This window comes from Gordonia sp. SCSIO 19800, from assembly GCF_018132775.1.
Lineage (GTDB): Bacteria > Actinomycetota > Actinomycetes > Mycobacteriales > Mycobacteriaceae > Gordonia > Gordonia hongkongensis.
The window spans coordinates 44149-67044 of sequence record NZ_JAGRQM010000025.1 but is presented as its reverse complement, the minus strand read 5'-3'; the positions used below and the strand labels follow the sequence as shown (position 1 = coordinate 67044).

Below are 22896 nucleotides of genomic sequence, written 5' to 3'. Positions count from 1 at the left end.
CGATGAATCTCGTTGAGAGGTCTTGTGTTCTGGGGGAAGGACGGTCAGAACGCCGTCAGGTACTTGTCGACCTCCCACGGCGTGACCGCCGCGTGCCAGTCGAAGAACTCGTCGCGTTTGAGTCCGGCGAAGTATGCCGAGACCCGCTGCTCGTCCTCGGGCCAGTCCTCGGGAAGCGCGGCGTCGAGCGTGCCGGCGACGACCCCGTCGGCCTCCAGCGCCTCCACCGCGTGCAGGAGGGTGAGCGGGAGTTCGGCGATGTGGCCGGGGCAGTTGCCGACGGCGCCCGGGTCCAGACTCCGCTTGATGCCGTCGAGTCCCGCACCGAGCAGCGCGGCGACGGCCAGGTACGGATTCGCCGACCCGTCACCGCCACGGAGCTCCACGCGCTGCTCGTCGGGCACCCGGATGTAGTGGGTGCGGTCGTTGCCGCCATAGGTGGCCCGCCGCGGGGCCCAGGACGCACCCGAGCGCGTCGCCGTCGCACCGGTTCGCTTGTAGGAGTTGACCGTCGGTGCGATCACGGCTTGGAGCGCGGGTGCGTGTTCCAGAATCCCGCCGATGAACCCGTACGCCGTCTCCGACAACCCCAGTCCTCGCTCGTCGTCGGTGACCTGCGGGAACACCGGGTCGCCCGCCTGCGTGAGGGACAGGTGGAAGTGCAGACCCGACCCGGTGCGCTCTGCGAAGGGTTTCGGCATGAAGGTCGCGATCATGCCCTTCTCCGCAGCCAGGGCGGAGAGCAGGTACCGGAGCGTGACGACGCGGTCGGCGGTCGTGAGCGCGTCGGAGTAGGCGAAGTTCTGCTCGAACTGGCCGTTCCCGTCCTCGTGGTCGTTGGCGTAGTTGCTCCAGCCGAGTTGGTTCATCGCGGTGGACACGGTGGTGAGGTGGTCGTACATCCGGGTGAGACCGCGGACGTCGTAGCACGGCTGGTCGGAATCATCGGCGGCGTCGGCGGTCACCAGCGAGCCGTCGGCGGCCCGTTTCAGGAGGAAGTACTCGACCTCGGCCCCGACCCACGGCTCGAAACCCGCGTCCGCGGTCTGCGCGATGAGCGCCTTGAGGATGTTCCGGGGCGCGAACGGCCACGGCTTGCCCTCGACATGGGGATCGCACTGAACGACCGCGAGGCCCTCCTTGATGAACGGGATGGGCAGGAAGGACCGGACATCGGGGATCGCGATGAGATCGGGATCCTTCGGCTCCTGGCCGATCGCGCCGACCGCATATCCGGCGAAACCTACGCCCTCGGTGGCCAATTCGTCCACCGCTTCCACCGGCACCAGTTTGGCGCAGGGCTTGCCGCGGAGGTCGACGAACATCGCGAGGATGAACTTGGTGCCGTGCGTCGCGCAGAGATCGGCGAGTTCGCCGGTCGTTGTCTCGGTGGTTGTCATCATGTGCTCCGGGGTCGACTCTATGGGCTTTCGTTCCGCATGTCTACTAGCGTGAACCATTGTCTACTATTAGTAGACCCGGTGGATGTTTCGTCCCTGTTTCGACTCCGTGAGCGGTGGGTGTCAATCTGTCCGGCAACGTTTTCCACGTCCTCGGACGCACAGCGCTCGGGGGCCCACCGTCGAACGGTGAACCCCCGAGCAGTTGCCAACCGATGACCGGTATGGATCAGACCCCGGCCGGTGGCGCCGAGGCCGGAGTCGACGGCGGCATCGCCTCCTCCACCTTGTCCGCGGCACGGGCCGGCGACATGGTCGCGAGTCCGCCGGCGTGACCGACCGAGGCGGCGGGGATCTCGTACGCCGTCTCCGCGTGGACCGCGGTGTCGAGGCCGACCATCTCGGTCTCCTCGTCGACGCGCATGCCGATGAGCTTGTCGAGTCCCTTGGCGATCAGCCAGGTCATCACGAACGAGTACGTGCAGGTGATGACGATGCCGGCGAGCTCACGCCAGACGATGTCCACCGGACCGCCGAACAAGATCCCCTGGACACCGGCCGGCGCGGCCTCGGTGGCGAAGAGCACGATGCAGATGGTTCCGACGATCCCGCCGATGCCGTGCACGGCGAAGGCATCCAGCGTCTCGTCGATCTTGAGCTTGCTCTTGAAGCTCAGCAGGAACGCCACGACCGCCGCGGCGAAGATGCCCACGAGCAGCGCACCGAGCGGTGCCATGCTGCTGGCCGCCGGGGTGATCCCGACGAGGCCCGCGACGGTGCCGGTGATCATGCCGAGCGAGGTGACGTGCCCCTCGCGCCACTTCTCGATGATCGCGAACCCGATCATGCCCGCCGAACCGGCCAGCAGGGTGTTCAGGATGACGGCCTGCGCGAGGAAGTTGGCGCCGAGCGCGCAACTGCCGTTGAACCCGAACCAGCCGAAGAACAGGATGCCGCCGCCCATGATCGTCATCGGCACGTTGTGCGGGCGCTCCATCCGCCGCTTGCGCGCACCGAGCACCACCGCGAGGGCAAGGGCCGCGACACCGGCATTCATGTGGACGGCGGTGCCGCCTGCGTAGTCGACGATCTCGAGGTCGTTCAGCAGGAACCCGCCGCTGTAGTTGTCGTCGACGTCGGCCGCGAAGACCCAGTGGGCGACCGGGAAGTACACCACGATGAGCCAGATCGGCGCGAAGACCAGCCACGCCGAGAACTTCATCCGGCCCGCCGCGCCGCTGGCGACGATCGCGATCGTGATGGCCGCGAACAGGATGAACCAGGCTGCGAAGTAGAGCGTCTGGGTGGCGCCGGAAGCGTCGTCGGTGAGCCAGTTGGTCAGGCCGATGTAGTCGGTCGGGTTGCCGATGAGGCCCCACCCGCCCACCGACGGACCGGACACCAGGCCGTGCCCGATCACGACGTACAGGACCGCCGTGATCGCCAGGGTGGACATGACCATCGTCATGATGTTGAGGACGTTCTTCGATCCGACCATGCCTCCGTAGAAGAAGGCCAGGCCCGGGAACATCAGCAGGACGAAGACGAAGGCCGCCAGCATCCATGCCAGGTCGGCATTGGCGGCGAGTATGGGTTCCATGAGCGATCTTTCGGTTCTGGGACTCTACGAGAAGTCGGGTGTTACGGGACCAGGGCTCACGGGCGACTTTGACCGCGGAGGTATGCGACGACGTTGTCGCGATAGTCGAGAAAACCCTTGTAGGCGGCGATGTCCTCGCCGAGCGTCTCGATGACGGTCGCCAATTGACCGGCCCACTCGGGTATGCGCTTCACGTCCTCGAGCGAGGCCATGAATGTCCGGATATTGAACGTCACCGCACCCGACATCGGCAACCGGACGAAGTGTTCCAGCTCGATGCGCAGTCGCGCGCGACCGAAATCGCCGTCGGCGATCATGCCCGCGACGTCGGCCGCCCACTCCGGCAGCTCCTCGAGGCTGACGTCGAGTTTGTGGGAGTCCGACGCCGACAGCGTCCAGTTCACCCTGCGGTACACCTGGTCTGCGGGTAGCCTCCGCAGGAACTGTTCGGCGCGGGCGACGATGCCTTCGCGGAGCATGCGGGGAACGGGCGCGTGGATCTCGTACATGTCCATCCCGACGTCGAAGGACACCGACCACGCGGCGGCGAAGGTGACCACGCCGGCGTCGAAGTACAGGTGCCCGTCGCGTTCGGTGACGAGCAGCAGGTCGTCGGGTACCTCACGCGCCAGGAATTCCATGGGGCCGTAGGGAAGGGTGGCCGGATCACCCAGGACGAACTCCTGATCCGTACCCAGAAGCCGGTTGCACCAACGGAATCGACCGTCACCGTGTTCGGTGAGCTCCATCGCCGCGGGGTAGGCGTGACCGAGATCGCGCAGGTAGTACAACAGCAGATCCCAGGAGGCCAGTTCCATCCCCGGGCGCACACGGACGCGTGTCGGATCGGCGTCGAGGATCCGCCGTCGCTCGGCCATGATCTCCGGATACTCGGCGCCGCCGAGATCGACGAGGTGCCTGCCCCATTCGCCGGCCCGGGTCGGACGCGGGATGCGTGCCGGTTCGACGTTCACGCTGTAGGAGAACTCCTCCATTTCGTCCGGAAACGGCCACGGCAGGTTCGTCAGGTGGTCGACCCGACGGGTCGGGAACGATTCGATGCTCACAGGTCCACCTCGATGTCCTGACCGCGCGAGACACAACACAGCATGGCGTCGCCCACGGTCTTCTCGTCGTCGGTCAGTACGAAGTCGCGGTGCTCGATTCGGCCGCTTCGCACCGGGATTCGGCATTCGCCGCACACGCCTTGGCGGCACAGACTCGGCACCGGGACGCCGTTGTCGAGCAACCGCTGCAGCAGCGACACACCCGGTGGCACGTCGATGCGGAGGCCCGAAGACGCCACCGTCACGGTGAAGGGATCGCCGGGATCCTGTTCGGGGGCGGTGAAACGTTCGAGATGTACTCGCGCGCTGGGCCATCCGGCGTCCTCCGCGAGCCGCGTGTACGCCTCCAGGAGTGACGTGGGACCACAGGCATAGGCGTGCGTTCCGAGCGGCTGCGCCCGCAATCGCTCAGCGATCACCCGCATGGTGGCCGCGGCCCCGGACACCTCGTGCAGCGTCACGGAGGGTTGCATGGCGAGCGCCCGCAGGTCCTCGGTGTGCGCACCGCATCCACGCCGATAGGAGTAGACGATGTCGGCCCGACGCCCGTCCCGAGCGAGGGCACGGGCGTGCGACAGCACCGGCGTGACCCCGATTCCGCCCGCGATCAGCAATGCGCCGCGCTGATCGAGCACCGGCGGGAACATCGAACGCGGACCCTCGATCTCGATGACGGCATCGACGACGAGGTTGTCGTGCAACCAATCCGAACCACCGCCCGCACCACGTCGCAACACCGAGATGCCGTAGCTGGTCGGGTACATCCCGTCGTCGACGAGCGAGTAGGCATTCCGCTGTCCGCCGGCCGAGATGATGAGATGGCTGCCCGGCTGGTACGCGGTCAGGACCGCGTGGGCGTCGTCGACGGGGCCGAACCGGAAATGCGTGACCTCGTCGGTGAGTTGTCGCACGGACATGACACGCATCGGTCGCGGACCGGTGGCATAGGCCGGATGAAGGTGGGCCGGGTACTGCCCTACGGCGACCGCGGTCATTCGTCGCCGCCGACCGCAGAGGCCAGGAAGCTGCCCATCACCGGTGAATGGTGTTCGTGCACCTCGAGATCCCGAGCGCAACCGGGGCACGCGACGACGCCGCCGACAACGGCCTCGGCGCGAAAGGTCTCGCGGCAATGCGCGCAGTAGAGCGGTAGGTCGCGGGTGTGCGTGACATAGCACGACAGTTCGGCCGCCACCGCCCCCGCGTTACGCGCCATGGCGAGTGCCGTCATGACGTCGTACTGCCCGCCGGTGACCAGGACTCGGGTACCGGTGCGGCACTCGTCCAGAGCAGACTGCAACGCCGATCTGTCGACCGCGTCGCCCAGTGAGTCCAGGACCACCAACCGCGTCCCTCCGGCTGCCTCGGCGGCCGCCACCCAGTTCCGTGACACGTGCGCGGCTGCCGGATCGTCGCCGATCGCCACCACGAGGAACGCCGCCCCGGTGGTGTCGACGGCCGGGGGCGAGGCGGGCCACCGCGGCATGCCGGCCCCGGTGGTCTCCGGCGTCGCCGGTGCGGCCGCGCGCAGCCACTGCGCCGCACGATCCCGGAACTTGATGATGCCCTTGTAATCGGCCATGTCACCGGGCAATTCGGCCAACACCTCCGCGGTGCGTCGGCGCCAGACCTCGACGGTGGCGAGTTGCTCGAGCGGAAGCATGTACGTCCGGATGAGGAACATGACCGCACCCGAATCCGGCAGCCGGATGAGGTGTTGCACTTCGACGCGGAGGTGTACCCGCCTGCCGAACTCGTCGTCGGGGACCTGTTGGATGACCTCCCGGTCCGGTCCCCACTTGTGATAGATCTCGGTCGAGACGTCGAGCCTGCGGTCGATCGTCAACGTCCAGTTGGTTCGTCGGTACGGCTGATGAGGTTGGAGGCGCTTGAGGAACTCGTGCGCACGGGTGATGACGCCTTCGGGGTGGATGCGCGGCACCGGTCCGTGGATCTCGAGGAAGCTCATCCCGACGTCGAACCCGAAACTCCAATCGGCGGCGAAGGTGACGACCCCGGCGTCGACGTACAGCTGGTCGTTGCGCTGGTCGAGGAGGGCGATGTCCTCCTGGACCTGAGAGGTGATGTACCGCAATGGTTCCTCGGGCAGAGACGCGGGATCGCCGTAGCGGAAGTGCTGCTCGATCCCCAGGATCTCGTTCCGCCACAACCACGTGTCGGTTCCTGTCGTACGGAGCTGCATCTGGTCTGGGTGGGTGGCGTCGAGCTCTCGCATCAGCGTCAGCATCGCGTCCCAGGCGGCCGGCACCATGTGCGGCAGAACCGCGTGCCGGGTGGGATCGGCGGCGAGGATCATCGCGCGCCGGTCGAGTTCGGCGCGGTACTCCGAGTCGATGTCGACCACCGCGGCGCCCCACCTGCCGGCCGCGGTGGTCACCGGCGTCTGAGCGGGCTCGACATTCGTGCTGTATCGGTAGCGATCTTCGCCGAACGGGAACGGGAAACCCGCGATGAGATCATCTGCGGATGGCACACCTGTCCCGGCCTCCGGCTCGAATGTGGTTGTCACAGGGGAACCTCCAAAGTGCTTGCGGCATTCGCGCGTGAGACGCACGGCATGATGGCGTCGCCCGCGTTCTTCTCCTCGGTGCTGAGAAAGAGGTCACGATGGACCGGGGTACCGCCGGCGAGTGGGATGCGGCACTCCCCGCACACCCCCTGGCGGCAGAGATTCGGCACTGCGACGCCCTCGTTCTCCAGTGCCTCCAACATGCTCGTCCCCGCCGGCACGTCGACCGTGCGTCCCGAAGCGGTAAGTTCCACCCGGAACGGGTCGCCGGGATCGAGGGCGTCGACACCGAACCGCTCGAAGTGGACGCGGGATTCCGGCCAGCCGGCACCGGTGGCGGCATCGACCACCGCGTCGATCATCGACGACGGTCCGCACACGTACAGGTGGGTCCCAAGGGGCTGGCTCCGCAGTGCCTGCGCGAGGCGGTCAGCGAACGACCGTCGGTCGGTGAACAATTCGGCACGCCGACCGGCCAGGCGGGTGACATCCTCGAGATGCGCGGCCGACGAGTCGCGGAAGACGTAGAGCAGCTGCACATCGCGGCGCCACCGGACCGCCGCCCGAAGGTGCGACACCATCGGCGTGATGCCGATCCCACCGGCGATCAGCAGGTGTTTGCGCGCCCGTGCGATCGGCGCGAACGCGCTGCGCGGCAAGCCCACCGTCACCGTGGCGCCGACCTCGAGTTCGTCGTGGAGCCACCGTGATCCGCCCTTCCCCTTGGGGAGCCGGAGCACCGAGATCGAGTACTGCGACGGGTGCGCGCCGTCACCGGTGAGGCTGTAGGCGTTGGTGGCGGAGCCCGCGTGCACGACCAGGTGGCTGCCGGGCACATAGGCGGGCAGGACGCGCCCGTCCGGGTCGGCGAGGGTGATTGTCCGGATGTCTCGAGACGGCACGTCGACATCGGTGACGACGAGGTCCAGTGTCGTCGCGGCAGATGCACGACGCAGGACGGGCTCGTTCGAGCTCGTCTCGGCCACTCCGGTGCTCATGAGACGGGTTCCTCGTCTGGTTCGTTTGCTGGACAGGGCAACTGGGCGGTCTCCGCGTCGACCATGAATCCCAGGTATTGACCGGTGCGACGCGAGACGTGGTGGTACACGAGAAGATCGCGACGACATCCGACGCAGGTGACGACATCGTCGATCGCCGCCGTCGTACGGGTGACCGAGCGGCAGTGCGCACAGAAGACCTCGACGGTGACCTCCGCCGCGGACACCGCGGGAACGACGCTGATCTCGTCGTCCTCCAGGCCGGCACCGAGCGCCACCGCGCGCAGGGTCAACGCCGATCCTGCATCAGCTGTTATCCAGACCCGAACGCCGACAACGGCTTCGGTCAACGCACTGGCGAGCTGCGCGGCGGCGGTGTCGGTGTCACCGTGGATCCGGGTCGTGGCCCGCGGCGGCAGTGCGGACTCCCAGCGAGCCAGGATTTCGGCGACATCCCCGACACCGACCAGCACGTACGAGTTGCCGGTCGGTGCGGGCGTCGTCGCCTCGATCGGTACGCCGGGACGTGCCCACGTCGGCACGCTGGAGAAGTCGATCTGCGACATGGCAGCGACTCAGAGGAGGGTGGCGTCGCGCAACCCGGTGTAGAAGGCGAGCGCGTAGTCGGGGGTGCTGAAGTAGATCTTGGACCCCTTCGGGAAGAAGATCGCGTCCTTGGCCTTGGCCACGGTCTTCTGCCCGGTCTCCCTGTTCTCCAGGAGGAACTCGCCTTCGAGCACGACCTTCATCTCGTCGTATTCGTACTCGTAGTACAGCGGCTCGTCGGTGTGGCGCAGCTCGAAGTACCCGCTGCACATGGGGCTTCCGTCCGGGTTCTCGTAGACGTCTCCGATGAAGCCCTCGGTGCCCGGGTACTCCGCCTCGGGCATCTTCGGCAGATCCTCGTATCCGCCGCTGGTCACGCGGAACTCCAGGGCCTTGGCACTCTCGATGGTCACGATGCTCCTTCACAGGTTCGATCTGGGCGTACTCGCGGGCGGCGGTACGTCGACGACATCCGGGGTCCGCGACCCATCGGCGCGACTCCCCGTAGTGGACTTTGTCCCCTGTTATGAAACAAGCGTCGTGTTTCGTAGGTGTGACGGCACTGTAATGGCGTGCTACGGAACCGGCCCGTCCCGGACAGGGTGATCGGTCGGGCACGCAGACATCGACCCGCAGGTGCGCACCGTTTCGGCCCCTGGTCGGTCGGGTACCGCGGTCGGCAAGCCGGTTCCGCCGCATGCGAGCGCCCCGGCCCAGGCGCCCGGTTGAGAACCCAGCCGGGCGCCGTCTCATGACTCGACTCCGCGGGCCTGCTCGGCACGACTGCGACCGCGCCGCAACGTGATTCGCGATCAGTGTTGCACCTTCGACCAGACTCTGACAACATACGTTCTCAGTTTGATCGGAGGGATCAATGGGCCATCGGCGTCAGTGGGTGACGGTTGCCGGCGCAACCAGCACGACAGGTCGTGCACGAAGTGCGCGCGATGTCGGCGGAGTGCCTGACATGCAACCCACGTGTACCTCGAACCCGGACGCCTGGTTCCCGGAGCAGGCCGCCGGTGCCCGGAGCCTGGCCAACCGGCACGCTGTCGACGGGTGCGTCCGCTGTCCGATCCGCTCGCGCTGCGCCCGCCTCGCACTGGACGATCCGACCCACCTGACCGGGATCTGGGCGGGTGTCTACGTGCCGCCGCCGGGCAACCAGCACCGGGCCCGTACCCATGCACTGAATCGACTGCAATCCATCGGCTTTCCGCACGCGCACCCGAACGAAGAGCACCGGACGACGGCCTGACCCGACGATGCGGTGGCACTCGCACACGACATCGGCCCGGGTGCGGCGACTACCTAGGAGGTAGTGGCTCTCACGACGTCTGACGCCGACACTGGGATCACGACGATCCGCAGAGGAGGTGTCCGATGACCGACCGACCGACCGCCGTCGGCAGAAGACCCGCTGCTCTCCGCGCGCCCACGGGCTCGTGTCCGCGGTGGCTGACCGCGGTCATGCGGTGCGACCGCGCCCTGTCCTCGTGGTTCATCGGGGCGGGCTTCTTCTTCGCGCCGGTCTTGTTGATCCTCGACCCGTGGCCGGCCGCTGTCGTGATCGCCTGGGTGACGATCTCGATGTCCGGGCTGTGGCTTGGTCTGCTCGGCGTCTTCATGGCCGCCGGCTTGGCGCAGGTGCTGCGCGCCGGCGACGAGATCCCCGACGAGTTCTGGTCCGGTCTGCTGGATTACCGGACCCGGTGAGCCGGCCGGGCCGACGGTCGAGCGGCTAGGCCGACTCGGCGGCCCGGGCCGCCGGCGCACCCGTTCGGCCACGGACGAGCGCGGCCGCTGCGATGAGCACAAGCGACAGGCAGGCCGCGACGACGAAGGCCAGGTAAATGCCGTCGGCCCCCGCCTGCAGCGGGTTCACCCCGTCGTCGATGGCCGACTGTGTACCCCGGGACATCAGCGTGATGAACAGCGCGGTGCCTGCCGCTCCCGCGACCTGCTGGATGGTGCTGACGGTCGCGCTGCCGTGCGAGTACAGCTCGGGACTCAGCAATCCCAGCGCTGAGGTCATGAGCGGCGTCAGACCGAAAGCGATACCAGCACTGAGGATCACGTGAGCCGCGATCACCATGCCCAACGACGACCCGGCGTCGAGCGTGGTGAGCAGCCACGTGCCGGCACTGACGGCCAAGGTGCCCGGTAGCACCAGTGGTCGTGCACCGACCTTGTCGAACAATGCACCGACGAAGGGCGCCAGCAGACCCATCACCAGGCCACCGGGCAGGAGCACGAGGCCGGTGGTCAGGACGTCCTTGCCCATCACGTTCTGTAGGAAAAGGGGAAGCAGGATGAGCGCGCCGAAGAGCGTCAGCATGAACCCGGCCATCAGCACGACGGCCAAGCGGAACGGTGCGATCGCGAAGGTCCGCAGGTCGAGCAGTGCCAAGCCGCGGTCGGCGAGTTTGAGCTGTCGCACGACGAACAACGCGAGCGCGACGGCGCCGATGACGAGTGGCACCCACGGTGGGATCGGGGCGTGCCCACCCGCCGACTCCCCGATGCTGCTGAGACCGTAGACGACACCGCCGAAGCCGAGAGCCGACAACGGGACCGAGATGAGGTCGAGCTGCGCGGGCCGCCGTTCGGTGACGTTGCGGACGAACACCCCGCCGAGGATCAGCGCACCGATCGCGATGGGCAGCACGATCCAGAACATGGCTCGCCAGCTGAGGGACTGCAGGATCAGGCCGGACACCGTCGGACCGACGGCCGGCGCGACGGCGATGACGATGGAGACCAGTCCCATCGTGCGGCCCCGATTCTGCTCCGGGACGACGTTCAGGATCGTCGTCATCAGCAGCGGGACCATGAGCGCGGTGCCGGACGCCTGCACCACGCGGGCGACGATCAGGAGTTCGAAGCCCGGCGCGAGGGCGGCGGCGAGGGTGCCGATCGTGAACAACGTCATCGCCGCGATGTAGATCGACCGCAGGGTGAAGCGCTGCATCAGGTAGCCGGTGATCGGGATGACGATCGCCATCGTCAGCAGGAACCCGCTGGTGAGCCATTGCGCGGTGGCGGCGGTGATCTCGAGGTCGGCCATCAGGGTGGGCAGTGCGACGCTCAGGATCGTCTCGTTCAGGATCACCACGAAGGCCGCGACCAGCAAGACCCCGATGAGCAGCACGGCGCTGCGATCCGTGCCGGTGTCGGTGCGGTTGTCGGTGCCCGGGAGGGCGGCGTTCTCGGTCACTGTCGTTCTCTCATCGCTGTGGTGGTCCGGGTCGATCACACGGCGACGCTACCGAAAAATGGCAGGGACTGCCAGGCTGGCACCGACTGACACCTGCGCCGGTCGACCGCTAGTCTCGACCCATGCCGGAATCCTCCGAGACCGGCGGGTTGCGGGCCCGCCGTCGAGATGCGACGCGCCTGGAGATCCACGAGGCCGCAGTGGATCTGTTCGAGCGCAACGGATTCGACGAGACGACGGTCGACGAGATCGCCGCTGCCGCCGGGGTCTCCCCGCGCACGTTCTTCCGGTACTTCCCGACCAAGGAAGAGTGCGTGCTCTTCGACCGCTTCGGTTTCGACCAGGCACTCGACGACCATCTGGCCGGCACCGACCCCGATGCCCTGTCGCTCGCCGACATCGAGCGCGTCTACCGGCAGCTGCTGGAGGGGTTCGGTGATCGCAGCGACGACGTGTCCGCCCATTTCATGCGCGTGCAGAAACTCGTACTCGCGACACCCACCCTGAGCCGAGCCGCCCTCGGCCGCTACGCCGACAAGTCACGCCGACGGCCCGAGGCCCTGGGCGACCGCAGCTCGGCGCGAACTCGCGGTCAGCTACGGATGATCCTGGAGATCGCCAATCTCGAGGTGCAGTGCGCCTTCGAGGAATGGGTCGAGATCAACGAGCGTCCCGGGTCGTCGGGGACGCCCCGGCCACTCGTGGACGTCTACGACGACGTGTGCCGTCGGATGCGGGAGCTGTGATCAGAGGTCACTCATGTCGAGGACGAAGCGGTGCCGCACCTCCCCTCGGCGAAGGCGGTCCAGCGCGACGTCGACCTGGCTCGACGGAAACACCTCGACGTCCGCGGCGAAGTCGTCGGGCGACGTGGCCACCGCCACCGTGTGCGCTCCGAGCGCCCGGCCATCGGGGACCTTGGCGGCGGTCGAGGTGCACGCCGTGACCTCGGCGCAGAGCGCCACCGCGAACTTCACGGCGAGGGGTCCCAGACCGCCGACTCCGGCGACGCCGACACGGACGCTCGGGCCCGCGTTCCACCTCCTCAGCGGTGCGGTCGATGATCATCTCGCTGGCGGCCACATGGGTCCCGGCGTCGATCGTCGTCGTCGCCGACCAGGACGAGAACCCCGAGATTCATCGGCGACGCAAAGCAAGCGCTCGCCGCGAGCGCTTCGCGAGCTTCTTCTCGGTGTGACCGCCCACGATGGGTCGCCCCGGCCCGGGGTACGGACTTCGAGCGTCCGCACCGCACTGACCGGGGCACGCGTCAGGACGCGACGTCGAGGACCCAGGTGACCCCGAATCTGTCGGTCAGCATGCCGAAACCGGGACTCCACTGCGACGCGGCGAGCGGTTCGACGGTCGACGCCCCGACGGACAGCCCGTCCCAGAACTGCTGCACTTCGTCGAGGGTCTCCCCTCGGACGGAGACGAAGAAGGACGCGTCGGTGACCGTCATCCCGTTCTCGCGTCTCGTCGTGCCGGCAACGTCTGCCGAAACACCCGCCGGACCCGGAACGTCATACGCCATCACTCGGAACCCGTTGTCTGATACGACCGATCCGAAGACCACGTCGTCAGCACCGGGCGCCTCGGCGGGCATCCCGAAGTCGCCGTAGGTCCGGATGACCATCTGGCCGCCGAAGACCGACCGGTAGAACTCCAGGGCCGGGCGTGCATCGCCACGGAAGTTGAGGTGCGTGGTGGTGGTGATCATCATTCTCCTGGATGTGTGTCGCGTTGCCGACCGATTCTCGGTCGCACAGACGACGATCGCCCGTGAGTAGGTCACCTTGTGTCCGCCACTGCGAACTACATTTGTCTGGTGCGCACACCGACCGCCCGGCACCTACGGCTGCTGTCTCTGCTGCAGACGCGGCGGGACTGGCCCGGCGCGCTGCTGGCCGACCGTCTGGAGGTCAGCCACCGCACCATCCGACGGGACGTGGACCGTCTGCGCGACATGGGCTACAACATCCAGGCGACGATGGGACCCGAGGGCGGTTATAGACTCGAGGCCGGCGCGGAGTTGCCGCCGCTGCTCTTCGACGACGACCAGGTGGTCGCCCTCGCGCTCGCCCTGCAGACCGCGAGCGCCACCGGTGTGGATGTCGGTGAGCCGGCCGCACGTGCGCTGGCGACCGTCCGGCAACTCATGCCCTCCCGTCTCCGCCATCGTCTCGATGCGCTCCCCGTCACCGCCGGTGGCCCCGAGACCGATCTGGCTGGGCCGGATGTGCTGAGCGCGATATCGCGGGCCGTCCACCACCGCCACGTCCTCCGGTTCGACTACGCACGCCGTGTCGGCTCACCCGAGTCAGCTGATTCTCGTTCCACTGCATCGGTTCCCGACGTCTCACCACCGCGCCGGGTGGAACCGCACCACCTCCTGACCGCTCGGGGACGCTGGTACCTGGTGGCGTGGGATCTCGAGCGAGACGACTGGCGCATCTTCCGTGCCGATCGAATGAGCCCGCGAGTACCCACCGGTCCGCAGTTCACTCGGCGCGACCTACCGACGGGAGACCCCGCATCGTTCGTCGCCGCCCGGTTCAAGGGCTCGACCGATTCCGACACGTGGCCGTGCCGCGGCAAGGTGATACTCGACCTGCCTGCCCGCGATGTCGCCCCGTTCGCCGGCGACGGCACCGTCGAAGAACTCGACTTCGATTGTTGCAGTGTGGAACTCGGCTCCTGGTCATGGATCGGGATGGCCGCGTCGCTCAACCGGTTCGACTGTTCCGTCGAAGTCGTATACCCGGCCGAACTCGCCGCGGCCTTCGGCGTCCTCGCGGCCCGCAACGCGGCCACGGCAGAGAGCTCAGGCGGCCCGGGCCTTCCCTCGGGCCCGGTTCCGTCCTGCTGATGGGATGCCATCAGCGGGACGGAAACGGCACCAGGACGACACTATTCGCTGCAACATGTGGCGAATCCGCACCAGCTCAGTCGAGCCAGTCCAGCACCGACGCCGCGGTCCAGCTCTGCTGCATGCTGCCGAGCGGCTCCCCGGTGAACGGCTCGTAGTACTCGGCGAACGTCCCGTCGGTGGCCTGGCGGAGTCCTTCCTCGCGCAGGCGCGCCGACCGCTCGGTCCAGCCACGGCGGGCGAACGCCCAGCTGAAGAGCCAGGTCATCACCGGCCAGACGGGCCCGCGCCAGTACTCGCGCGGGCGGAAGTCGGCCGAGATCGGTGACGTCGACGGCGGGACCGCATACCGCAGATCCGGGTGGCCGCAGTACCGCGGACCGTCGAAGAGTCGCAGCAGCGCGCGTTCGCGGTCCCGGGAGAGGCCGCCGCATAGCAGCGGCGCGAACACCGCGATCGTCTCGGTGTTGATCCACGAGTTGGCGCGCAGGTCGAAATCCCGTGCGGCACCGTTCCGGTCGTTGGCGGCGGACACGACCCCGGCCCGGAACCGGTCAGCCCACGCGCGGAGATCCCGCACGTCCGACCGCGGCTTGGAGTAATCCTCGCCGATCGTCGCCAGCACGTCGCAGGCAACGGCGAAGATCGCGCTGACGAACACATCCTCGACGGCGAAGCTCATCACCTTCGGGAGCAATTCGTCGTCGTAGTTGGCGCGCTTCATCTGTTCGACCAGCCAGATGTAACGGTCGTACTCGAGGTCGGTGGGCCGCATCGAGAAGTCGTCGACGTGATCGAGGTCGGCGCGTTGGTACGGGGGGAGGTCCACCCCGGGGATCACGTTGGCGTACGCGGAATCCCAGCGTGGCGAGTTGTCCATCCCCGACTCCCAGCCGTGGAAGATGGTGATCCGCCCGCGCCCGTTGGGGTCTCGCGCGTGTGCCAGCCACCGGTGCCACCGCACCAGCGAACTCCAGCGCCGGTCGATGAACTCGTTGGCGACGGCGCGGGTGGTGCGACCGTGGCGTCGGGAGTGATCGAGGATGCGCTGCACCGCGATCGCATGCACCGGCGGCTGGGTGATACCGGACGTGTCGGGGAAGTCGGGCGCGCACTCGGCGAGGCGGGCGCACTCCCAGCGAGCCGGCCCCGGGAAGTAGCCGTCGCGGCCGTTCGCGAAGACGATGTGCGGAATCATCCCGTTGCGCCACTGCGCCGACAGCAGGGTGTCCATCTCGATGACGGCCCGCTCCACCGACAACGGTGCGAGACCGACCGTGACGAACGCCGCATCCCAGCTCCACATGTGCGGATACAACTTGGGCGCAGCGCTTGTCATCGTGCCCAGGTCGTTGCCTCGAAGCAGGTACGCGGCACGTGCCGACAGCTGCGTTGGGGTGAATCCGTACCTGGCCACGTCGACGATTGTGCCCCGCGACGTCGGCGTCTGCTCATCGAGCCCGACGGGGCTGCCGCCCACGGATTCGCAGTAGGGTCGAGAGGTGCCCACCGCGTTGATCACCGGGGCGAGCCGCGGCCTCGGAGCCGAGATCGCCCGCCAGCTCGCGCCGACCCACGACCTCCTGCTCGGCGGACGACCCTCCCCCGAACTCGATCGGCTGGCGACCGAACTCGACGGCGCGAGCACCTTCGCCGTCGACCTCACCGACTACGACGAGGTCGAAGCCGCGGTCGAGGCGATCACCGAGCTCGATGTCCTCGTCCACAACGCCGGAGTAGCCAGCAGTCTCGAGCACGTCGCGGAGACGCCGGTCGAGGAATGGCGTCACATCCTCGAGGTGAATCTCATCGCGGCCGCCGAGCTGACGCGGCTGCTGCTCCCCGCTCTGCGAGCGGCTGCGGGCCACGTCGTGTTCATCAACTCCGGCGCGGGACGTCGGGTCAACCCCGGATGGACCCCCTATGCAGCAAGCAAGTTCGCGGCGCGGGCGCTCGCCGACGGGCTGCGTGTCGAGGAACCGACCCTCCGGGTGACGTCCGTCTTCCCCGGCCGCATCGACACCGACATGCAGCGCGACATCGTCGCCATCGAAGGAGACGAGTACGACGGGTCGCGGTTCCTGCATCCCGCGACCGTCGCCCGAGCAGTCGTACACGCCATCGCCACCCCGGCCGACGCCCACCCCGAAGAAATCGTGCTGAGGCCGACGGGGCGGGGCTGACCCTTCCTGAGCGTCCGTATTCTCTGCTCCCTGAGGTGCGAGCGAAGCGAGCCACGAAGGGCCCGCAAGACGTCTGGGGGATCGCTAGAAACCGCCGTCCACCAGGCCCTTCGTGGCTCGTCGCTTGCGCTCCTCGCACCTCAGGGAGCAAGGCTGACTCGCCCTCCGCAAGCTCCGGGCTCTCTCAGGAGCGGAGGGATCGCGGTCAGAGTTGCTTGAGATCCGACTGCTGCCAGACCGCGCGCATCGTCGACACCTTGCCCTCGGCGTCGAAGACCATGATGTCGACGGGGGTGATCTCGAAGGCGAGTCCGGCGGTCTTGGTGACCAGGGTGAACTCGAAGACCGCGGTGTCGCCGGCGATCTTCTTCCACTTGAGCGTCGCGGTGCGCTCGTCCATAGCGGTGATCACCGAGTAGAACTCCACCAGCTGCTCGCGGGTGTCGCGGATGTCCGCGCCGATGGGGTCTTCGACGGTCGCGTCCGCGGCGTAGAGGTCGGCGATCTGCTCTGCGGTACCCGAGTTGAGCAGCTCGATATAAGAGTCGACGGCCGCGTCGATCTTCTCGGCGAGCCCGGCTTGTTCCACGGTCATGAATCCTCCAGAAAAGTAGAACGTGTTCTAATTCGGCACGGTAGCACGGCGTCCGTCAACCGGTGGATGATTTCGGTGCCCGGTCGGAGTTGTTTGATACGTTCGCCGCACAGTTTCCCCGCGTGCGGAAAGGCCGGTGCACCTCTCGATGACCGAGCCGCCGCGCGTACCTCCACCACCGTCCGGCGAGCCCCCGTGGCAGCCGCCCGTCGTCTCCGACGAGTGGAGCCCGGTGCCAGATGCGGGACCGCCGCAGGGTCCACCCACACCGCGGCCGCCTACCGTGCCCGGACCGCAGCCGCAATGGGGTTCGGCGATGTCGACCCCACCTGGCTCGAGTGCTCCCCTTCCGGGGAACGGGTGGGCGGGGTGGATGCCGCCACGACGGCCGACGCCCGTCAGCGCACTGCTGCAACAGATCTTCTCGACCACGTTCGCGGCACCGCGTGTCTTCCTGGGCCTCGTCGGCGTGAGCTGGGGCGCGGCGGCGGCACCAGTCGCGCTCATCACCTGGTGGCTGGTGAGCGCCGAACCGACCCTCGACGACCCGGACGACTGGGCGAGCCTGGCACCGGTCACCGCGTTCGTCCTCACTGTCTTTGCGCAGTGGGCCGTCATGACGGGCGCACTCAGCGGTCTCGCCGCCCGTCCCCTGGCCCGCCTGCGCGCCGGGTCCGTACCGACGCTCGACGACGCCCTGCGCGCGGGTCGCCGGTCCCTCGCCCGACTGTCGGGGTGGACCGCCCTCCTGGGACTCGCCGTCGCGGCGGCGTTCACCCCGGGCATCGCACTCCTCGGTCTGGGAGTCAGCTCCGACGGAATCGTACTGATCGCCGGGAGTCTCCTCCTCTTCCTCGTCGCGCTCATCCCGGTGACGTGGCTGCTGGTACGCACGGTGTTCACGGCGCCTGCGATCGTGGTCGACGGCCTCTCCGTGCGAGGCGCGATCGCCCGCTCGGGGTCGTTGTCGGCGGAGCGGTTCTGGCGGACCTTCGGCATCCTGGCGGTCATGGTCGTGCTGGCGTGGGTCGCGATGCCGACGATGATGTACCCCTTCGATCTTCTCGGATCGATCGCCGGCGTGTGGTTCGCCGACGGGGACGCCCGTGGCACCGAGACCGTCGTCGCGGTGATTGGCATCGTCGTGGCGTCGATGGTCGTGCAACCGGTACTGACCGTCGTCCCGGCCGTCCTCTACGACGATGCACGCGCCGAGGCGGCCCCGACGCCGTTCTTCTCCGGACAGGGCGACCGGTGATCGGAGTTCTCGCTGCGCCATTGGACCCCGGCAACGACGAAGCACGCCGGTGGGCCGAGGAGGAGCTGTCCGACTCCGAGTATCAACCGCCCGAACCGTCGTGGTTCGACCGCTTCGGTGAGCGGCTCTGGGAGTGGATCGCCGACAACGTCTTCAGCTGGTTCGGCGGCTCCGACACCCTTCGGGGCATCGTGATCGTCGTGGCGATCGCCCTCGTCCTCGGGCTCGTCGTCGCGGTCGTCCGGCATCTCCGACGCAACCCACGAATTCCTCGCACCAGCGCTGGCCCGCCAACGGGGTCGGTGCTGACAGGTCCGGCCCGGTCCGCGGCCGACTTCCGGTCCGACGCCGACGCCGCCTTCGCCGCAGGCCGGTACGACGAGTGCGTGCTCGCCGCCGTGCGTGCCGTGGCCCGTCGCGGTATCGAGCGCGGCCTGCTGGCCGATGAGCCGTCCCTGACCGCCCACGAGGTCGCTGTCGACCTCGGACCCCGCTTTCCCACCTACGACTCCGGATTGCAGACGGCGACAGACATGTTCGACGCCATCGCCTACGGCGACCGACACGCATCGGCCGAATCCGCGCGCGCGGTCCTCGACATCGAGCGCGGGGTCTCGTCCGCACGGCCGGTCGACGAGGACTCGGTCCGGTCGAGGCGACTGGCGGTGCCCCGATGACCGACACCGTGCAGGCGACGCCACCCGGACCCGTCTCGTCGACGCCGATGCGACCGGCGCCCGGGAAGAGCAAGACGCCGGCGTGGATCTGGGTGACCATCGTGCTGGTGGTGGTCGTCGTGGTCGCCGGCGTCGGACTCCTCGGTGTCACGGCACTCACCGGGGTGCAGGGCACGCCCGGTCCCGGCGTCAGCTACGACCCCGACAACGCCCAGCCCACCGGATCGCGCGCTCTCGCTCAGATCCTCGACGACCACGGGGCCGACCTCCGGCAGGTGCGCGGACTCGAGGAGTTCACCGACGCCCCTCGTCCCGGCCACGGGACCACGGTGGTGGTGAGCTCGACCTCGTCGCTGAATCCCGGTACGACGCAACAGTTCCGCGAGCGTGTGCAGGACGCCGACCGCGTGATCCTGATCGCGCCGGACACCACGGTGCTCACCGCGCTCGACCTGCCCGTCACGTCCGGTTACGGCGCCGGCCCGGCAGCGGTTCCCGCGGGTTGCCGCACGCCCGGCATCGACGAGACCGACGTCGTCGATTTCAGTCCGTTCGGATACTCGCCGACCTCCCCCGCGGCCACCGCCTGCTTCACGTCCGACGGGACATCGAATCTCGTCGTGGTGCCCCGCACCGCCGACCGCCCCGAGTTCGTCGTGGTCAGCGGCACAATGCTCTCCAACGAGCAACTCGCACAGCAGGACAACGCCGGCGTCGCCGTGCGGGTCTTCGCGAGCTCCGACGAGATCCTTTGGTACGTGCCCTTCGTCACCGACCAAGTGGCGACCGAGGAGGAGGAGTCCGACATCCCGGCCGCGGTCGGGCCGCTGATCGTGTTGACCGTCTTCGCGGTTCTGGCCCTGATGTTGTGGCGGGGCAGGCGATTCGGTCCGCTGGTCACCGAGCCGCTCCCGGCGGTCGTCAAGGCGGTCGAGACCACCCGGGCGCGGGGCCGGATGTACCACCGCGCCCGTGCCGACGCGCGCGCCGCGGCGGCGCTGCGCATCCACACACTGGGTTCGCTGGCGTCGTATCTGGGACTTCCGTTCGACGCCGCCCGTGCCACCGACGCACTGTCCCGACCCGACTGGGACACCGTCGTCGCGCCGACCGAGAACTCGGACCCGATGGTGTCGGCGATCGTCCTCGCCGTGGTGGGGGCGACGCACCGCGATCTGGGCGAGGTCCGGTCGCTGCTGTCCGGCCCGCTCCCCACCACCGACGCCCAGCTCGTGCATTTCACCGCCGAACTGACCAACCTCGAGAAGGAAGTCCGACACACGCCATGACCGTCGACCCGTCGCGCAACCCAGGCCCCGGTCCGTTCGCCCCGGACGCATCCTCACACGCGGACCCGTTCGCCAAGGCACCGGCCGGGCCACCACCGGACCACACCGACCACCGACCCGGCGGAGGGCCGAACCGCGCCCGCGATGCACTCGGGGCCGTCCGCGGCGAGGTCGGGAAGGCCGTCGTCGGCCAGGACCCGGCGGTGGCGGGCATCCTGATCGCGCTGCTCTGCCGTGGACACATCCTGCTCGAAGGCGTTCCCGGCGTCGCCAAGACGCTGCTCGTCCGGTCGGTGGCGGCCGCGCTCGACGTCGAGACCAAGCGCGTGCAGTTCACGCCTGACCTCATGCCCGGTGATGTCACCGGCTCGCTCGTGTTCGATTCCGCCAGCTCCGAATTCACGTTCCGCGAGGGACCGGTGTTCACCAATCTCTTGCTGGCGGACGAGATCAACCGCACGCCGCCGAAGACCCAGGCATCGTTGCTCGAGGCGATGGAGGAGCGACAGGTCACCGTCGACGGGGATCCCCGACCGCTGCCGAGCCCGTTCCTCGTCGCGGCGACGCAGAACCCGGTCGAGTACGAGGGCACCTACCCGTTGCCCGAAGCCCAGCTCGACCGCTTCCTGCTGAAGGTCACCCTGCCGCTCCCCCCTCGCGACGACGAGATCACCGTCCTGACGCGGCACGCATCCGGATTCGATCCGCGGGATCTGTCCGCCGCCGGCCTCCGTCCGGTCGCCTCGGCCGCCGACATCGAGACCGGCGCCGAGCAGGTCCGCCGGGTGACGGTCGCCCCGCAGGTCACCGCCTACATCGTCGACATCGCCCGGGCCACCCGATTCTCGCCGTCACTGGCCCTCGGCGTCAGTCCACGCGGCGCCACCGCATTGCTCGGCACGAGCCGGGCATGGGCGTGGCTGAACGGCCGCGACTTCGTAACCCCCGACGACGTGCAGGCGCTCGCCCAGTCGACGCTCGCGCACCGCCTCTCGTTGCGCCCAGAGGCCGAACTCGAAGGAGTGTCGGTGGGTTCGGTGCTCGACGCCGCGATCAACTCGGTGCCCGTCCCCCGCTGATGTTCCTCACGGGCCGCTTTCTGATCCTGGTGCTGCTCGGTGCGGTGCCCATCCTGATATGGCCGAACTACTTCGTGCCCGTGCTGTGGGCGCTGTTCTGTGTCCTGGTCGTGTGCCTCGACATCGCGCTGGCAGGGTCCACGAAATCGATCACCATGTCGCGGTCGGGACCCGGCCCGATCCGGCTCGGCCAGAGCACGACGTGTTCGATCGCGGTCACCAACCACGGCTCTCAGACGTTCCGCGGAGTGCTGCGCGACGGCTGGCAGCCGTCGGCGGGTGCCTCGTCGAACACCCACCGCGTCAGCATCCCCCGCGCGGAGACCCGCTCGGTGACAACGACTCTCACCCCCACCCGACGCGGTGACCGACTCGCGGTCCGAGTCGCCGTCCGTCGGGTGGGTCCCCTCGGCATCTCCGGACGCCAGCGGTCGGTGCCGCTGCCGGGCCGTGTCCGCGCACTCCCGCCCTTCGACTCGCGGCGGTTGCTGCCGTCACGGTTGGCCCACCTGCGTCAGCTCGACGGTCGGTCGGCGGTGCGCGTACGTGGTCAGGGAACCGAATTCGATTCCCTGCGTGACTATGTCGAGGGTGACGATGTCCGCAGCATCGACTGGCGGGCCACCGCCCGGCGTCGTTCGACCGTGGTGCGGACTTGGCAGCCGGAGAAGGATCGGCACATCGTCATCGTCCTGGACACATCTCGGACGTCGGCCGGGCGGGTGGGCGACACCCCGCGCCTCGACGCCGCGATGGACGCCGCGTTGCTGCTGGCCGCGCTCGCGTCGCACGCCGGCGATCGGGTCGATCTCATCGCCGGTGACCGCCGGGTCCATCGACGGGTGGTCGGTGTCGGCCGCACCATGCTGCTCAACAGCCTCGTCACCGCAATGGCCGACCTCCAACCCGCTCTCCTGGAGGCGGATTGGCCCCTGCTCGGTGCCGAGGTCGCCAAGATCGGGCGGCAGCGCGCGCTGCTGGTCCTGCTCACACCCCTCGAACCCGCAGCTGTCGAGGAGTCGCTGCTGCCCCCGCTGGCAGTGCTGGCGCAGCGCTACAAGGTCATCATCGGCTCCGTCGCCGACCCCGCCCTCGACGCCATGCTCACCAAGCGCGCCGACGCCGCGCAAATCTACGATGCGGCGGCCGCGGCACGCACACTCACCCTGCGGGACCGAACCGCCACCGCGGTGGGCCGGCTCGGCGTCGACGTGGTGGATGCCCCACCGGACAAGCTGGCCGCCAAGCTCGCCGATCACTATCTGTTACTCAAGTCGCGAGGGTTGCTCTGACCGGCGCGATTGATGGTCTTCGTCATGACAGTGACTGCTCGACAATCGTTTTCAATCTTGTGTATGCCGGCGGCGCCGACCACGCGAGGTGTCTCCGCTGGCACCGGTGTCGTTGCATTCCCACAGCTGTGTCGCGCGTCGCCCGAGACGTTGTGAAGTTGGTCTTGACAGACAGCCTTCATCCTCTGCTCTCGAGGCGAGACGACGGACACCGACAGTCGAGAGCAACCGGCACGCTCCGCTACCACTGCACAGTCACTCGTTGCTGCTTTTCGCGTCCGATGCATCACTATGTT

General features: G+C 68.2%; 24 protein-coding genes. 11 read left to right on the top strand and 13 right to left on the bottom strand.

Annotated elements, in window-relative coordinates:
* Positions 1–44 precede the first annotated feature (44 nt).
* The 8 genes from glnT to KB201_RS21655 all read right to left on the bottom strand — a co-directional run bounded on the left by glnT (position 45) and on the right by KB201_RS21655 (position 8554).
* Positions 45–1403, bottom strand: coding sequence for a type III glutamate--ammonia ligase (gene glnT, locus KB201_RS21690; RefSeq protein WP_374193966.1), 1359 nt, complete (start codon positions 1401–1403; stop codon positions 45–47).
* 226 nt (positions 1404–1629) lie between these two features.
* Complete coding sequence (locus tag KB201_RS21685; protein WP_065631120.1) at positions 1630–3000, bottom strand: ammonium transporter; 1371 nt, start codon at positions 2998–3000, stop codon at positions 1630–1632.
* Positions 3001–3056: 56 nt separating this feature from the next.
* Positions 3057–4067, bottom strand: a complete 1011-nt coding sequence (locus KB201_RS21680) for a DUF3445 domain-containing protein (protein ID WP_159371724.1) — start codon at positions 4065–4067, stop codon at positions 3057–3059.
* A complete protein-coding gene (locus tag KB201_RS21675; RefSeq protein ID WP_065631121.1) occupies positions 4064–5062 on the bottom strand; it encodes a PDR/VanB family oxidoreductase in 999 nt (332 codons plus the stop codon). Before KB201_RS21675 ends, KB201_RS21680 begins: the two co-directional genes overlap by 4 nt.
* Positions 5059–6597, bottom strand: a complete 1539-nt coding sequence (locus KB201_RS21670; RefSeq protein WP_211540426.1) for a DUF3445 domain-containing protein — start codon at positions 6595–6597, stop codon at positions 5059–5061. Before KB201_RS21670 ends, KB201_RS21675 begins: the two co-directional genes overlap by 4 nt.
* On the bottom strand, positions 6594–7595 hold the full coding sequence (locus tag KB201_RS21665) for a PDR/VanB family oxidoreductase (protein WP_211540424.1): 1002 nt from the start codon (positions 7593–7595) through the stop codon (positions 6594–6596). Before KB201_RS21665 ends, KB201_RS21670 begins: the two co-directional genes overlap by 4 nt.
* A complete protein-coding gene (locus tag KB201_RS21660) occupies positions 7592–8161 on the bottom strand; it encodes a dimethylamine monooxygenase subunit DmmA family protein (RefSeq protein ID WP_211540422.1) in 570 nt (189 codons plus the stop codon). Before KB201_RS21660 ends, KB201_RS21665 begins: the two co-directional genes overlap by 4 nt.
* Positions 8162–8170: 9 nt before the next feature.
* Positions 8171–8554: an ethanolamine utilization protein gene (locus KB201_RS21655; protein WP_068972132.1), complete on the bottom strand. Its 384-nt coding sequence runs from the start codon at positions 8552–8554 to the stop codon at positions 8171–8173.
* A 554-nt stretch (positions 8555–9108) separates the two neighbouring features.
* On the opposite strand from KB201_RS21655, the gene KB201_RS21650 reads away from it, so the two are divergent.
* Positions 9109–9399, top strand: a complete 291-nt coding sequence (locus KB201_RS21650) for a WhiB family transcriptional regulator (protein ID WP_068972131.1) — start codon at positions 9109–9111, stop codon at positions 9397–9399.
* Positions 9400–9524: 125 nt separating this feature from the next.
* Positions 9525–9857 carry a hypothetical protein gene (locus tag KB201_RS21645; RefSeq protein ID WP_159371728.1) on the top strand — a complete coding sequence of 111 codons (333 nt, stop codon included), beginning with the start codon at positions 9525–9527 and terminating at the stop codon, positions 9855–9857.
* A 25-nt stretch (positions 9858–9882) separates the two neighbouring features.
* Here KB201_RS21645 and KB201_RS21640 read toward each other — a convergent pair whose 3' ends face one another.
* Positions 9883–11358 carry an MDR family MFS transporter gene (locus KB201_RS21640; RefSeq protein WP_159371729.1) on the bottom strand — a complete coding sequence of 492 codons (1476 nt, stop codon included), beginning with the start codon at positions 11356–11358 and terminating at the stop codon, positions 9883–9885.
* A gap of 122 nt (positions 11359–11480) precedes the next feature.
* Here KB201_RS21640 and KB201_RS21635 point away from each other — a divergent pair, with 122 nt between their 5' ends.
* Positions 11481–12104 (top strand): TetR family transcriptional regulator, encoded by a 624-nt coding sequence (locus KB201_RS21635; protein WP_211540420.1) that lies wholly within the window; start codon positions 11481–11483, stop codon positions 12102–12104.
* On the opposite strand, the gene KB201_RS21630 is transcribed toward KB201_RS21635, so the two are convergent.
* The gene (locus KB201_RS21630; protein ID WP_137809184.1) at positions 12105–12335 is read right to left on the bottom strand and encodes a hypothetical protein; all 231 of its coding nucleotides are present in this window, start codon (positions 12333–12335) and stop codon (positions 12105–12107) included.
* Positions 12336–12418: 83 nt separating this feature from the next.
* On the opposite strand from KB201_RS21630, the gene KB201_RS21625 reads away from it, so the two are divergent.
* Positions 12419–12556, top strand: coding sequence for a hypothetical protein (locus KB201_RS21625; RefSeq protein WP_159371731.1), 138 nt, complete (start codon positions 12419–12421; stop codon positions 12554–12556).
* A 72-nt stretch (positions 12557–12628) separates the two neighbouring features.
* Here the strand turns inward: KB201_RS21625 and KB201_RS21620 are convergent, their stop codons facing one another.
* Positions 12629–13081 carry a VOC family protein gene (locus KB201_RS21620; RefSeq protein ID WP_137809183.1) on the bottom strand — a complete coding sequence of 151 codons (453 nt, stop codon included), beginning with the start codon at positions 13079–13081 and terminating at the stop codon, positions 12629–12631.
* A 105-nt stretch (positions 13082–13186) separates the two neighbouring features.
* Here KB201_RS21620 and KB201_RS21615 point away from each other — a divergent pair, with 105 nt between their 5' ends.
* On the top strand, positions 13187–14227 hold the full coding sequence (locus KB201_RS21615; protein ID WP_159371732.1) for a YafY family protein: 1041 nt from the start codon (positions 13187–13189) through the stop codon (positions 14225–14227).
* A 76-nt stretch (positions 14228–14303) separates the two neighbouring features.
* On the opposite strand, the gene KB201_RS21610 is transcribed toward KB201_RS21615, so the two are convergent.
* On the bottom strand, positions 14304–15644 hold the full coding sequence (locus tag KB201_RS21610; protein WP_159371733.1) for an amylo-alpha-1,6-glucosidase: 1341 nt from the start codon (positions 15642–15644) through the stop codon (positions 14304–14306).
* A gap of 85 nt (positions 15645–15729) precedes the next feature.
* On the opposite strand from KB201_RS21610, the gene KB201_RS21605 reads away from it, so the two are divergent.
* Positions 15730–16410 (top strand): SDR family oxidoreductase, encoded by a 681-nt coding sequence (locus tag KB201_RS21605; RefSeq protein WP_065631128.1) that lies wholly within the window; start codon positions 15730–15732, stop codon positions 16408–16410.
* Between the two features lie 205 nt (positions 16411–16615).
* On the opposite strand, the gene KB201_RS21600 is transcribed toward KB201_RS21605, so the two are convergent.
* Complete coding sequence (locus KB201_RS21600; protein ID WP_211540419.1) at positions 16616–17005, bottom strand: nuclear transport factor 2 family protein; 390 nt, start codon at positions 17003–17005, stop codon at positions 16616–16618.
* Between the two features lie 373 nt (positions 17006–17378).
* Here KB201_RS21600 and KB201_RS21595 point away from each other — a divergent pair, with 373 nt between their 5' ends.
* From KB201_RS21595 to KB201_RS21575, 5 genes are read left to right on the top strand one after another with little or no spacing between them, the layout of a single operon-like run.
* A complete protein-coding gene (locus KB201_RS21595; protein WP_211540418.1) occupies positions 17379–18263 on the top strand; it encodes a hypothetical protein in 885 nt (294 codons plus the stop codon).
* Complete coding sequence (locus KB201_RS21590; protein WP_159371734.1) at positions 18260–18940, top strand: DUF4129 domain-containing protein; 681 nt, start codon at positions 18260–18262, stop codon at positions 18938–18940. Before KB201_RS21595 ends, KB201_RS21590 begins: the two co-directional genes overlap by 4 nt.
* Entirely contained in the window at positions 18937–20229 is a 1293-nt protein-coding gene (locus KB201_RS21585) for a DUF4350 domain-containing protein (protein WP_203235877.1), read from the top strand. The genes KB201_RS21590 and KB201_RS21585 overlap by 4 nt, the downstream gene beginning before the upstream one ends.
* A complete protein-coding gene (locus KB201_RS21580; RefSeq protein ID WP_159371735.1) occupies positions 20226–21308 on the top strand; it encodes a MoxR family ATPase in 1083 nt (360 codons plus the stop codon). The genes KB201_RS21585 and KB201_RS21580 overlap by 4 nt, the downstream gene beginning before the upstream one ends.
* Positions 21308–22600, top strand: a complete 1293-nt coding sequence (locus tag KB201_RS21575) for a DUF58 domain-containing protein (RefSeq protein WP_159371736.1) — start codon at positions 21308–21310, stop codon at positions 22598–22600. The genes KB201_RS21580 and KB201_RS21575 overlap by 1 nt, the downstream gene beginning before the upstream one ends.
* Positions 22601–22896 lie beyond the last annotated feature (296 nt).

Excerpts from the sequence above, each read along its gene's own strand:
- KB201_RS21650 (WP_068972131.1), top strand. The coding sequence starts at position 9,109 with ATGCAACCCACGTGTACCTCGAACCCGGACGCCTGGTTCCCGGAGCAG.
- KB201_RS21580 (WP_159371735.1), top strand. The coding sequence starts at position 20,226 with ATGACCGTCGACCCGTCGCGCAACCCAGGCCCCGGTCCGTTCGCCCCG.
- KB201_RS21675 (WP_065631121.1), bottom strand. The coding sequence starts at position 5,062 with ATGACCGCGGTCGCCGTAGGGCAGTACCCGGCCCACCTTCATCCGGCC.
- KB201_RS21600 (WP_211540419.1), bottom strand. The coding sequence starts at position 17,005 with ATGACCGTGGAACAAGCCGGGCTCGCCGAGAAGATCGACGCGGCCGTC.
- KB201_RS21645 (WP_159371728.1), top strand. The coding sequence starts at position 9,525 with ATGACCGACCGACCGACCGCCGTCGGCAGAAGACCCGCTGCTCTCCGC.
- KB201_RS21685 (WP_065631120.1), bottom strand. The coding sequence starts at position 3,000 with ATGGAACCCATACTCGCCGCCAATGCCGACCTGGCATGGATGCTGGCG.
- KB201_RS21585 (WP_203235877.1), top strand. The coding sequence starts at position 18,937 with ATGACCGACACCGTGCAGGCGACGCCACCCGGACCCGTCTCGTCGACG.
- KB201_RS21665 (WP_211540424.1), bottom strand. The coding sequence starts at position 7,595 with ATGAGCACCGGAGTGGCCGAGACGAGCTCGAACGAGCCCGTCCTGCGT.
- KB201_RS21575 (WP_159371736.1), top strand. The coding sequence starts at position 21,308 with ATGTTCCTCACGGGCCGCTTTCTGATCCTGGTGCTGCTCGGTGCGGTG.
- KB201_RS21635 (WP_211540420.1), top strand. The coding sequence starts at position 11,481 with ATGCCGGAATCCTCCGAGACCGGCGGGTTGCGGGCCCGCCGTCGAGAT.
- glnT (WP_374193966.1), bottom strand. The coding sequence starts at position 1,403 with ATGATGACAACCACCGAGACAACGACCGGCGAACTCGCCGATCTCTGC.
- KB201_RS21620 (WP_137809183.1), bottom strand. The coding sequence starts at position 13,081 with ATGATGATCACCACCACCACGCACCTCAACTTCCGTGGCGATGCACGC.
- KB201_RS21660 (WP_211540422.1), bottom strand. The coding sequence starts at position 8,161 with ATGTCGCAGATCGACTTCTCCAGCGTGCCGACGTGGGCACGTCCCGGC.
- KB201_RS21625 (WP_159371731.1), top strand. The coding sequence starts at position 12,419 with ATGATCATCTCGCTGGCGGCCACATGGGTCCCGGCGTCGATCGTCGTC.
- KB201_RS21595 (WP_211540418.1), top strand. The coding sequence starts at position 17,379 with ATGCCGCCACGACGGCCGACGCCCGTCAGCGCACTGCTGCAACAGATC.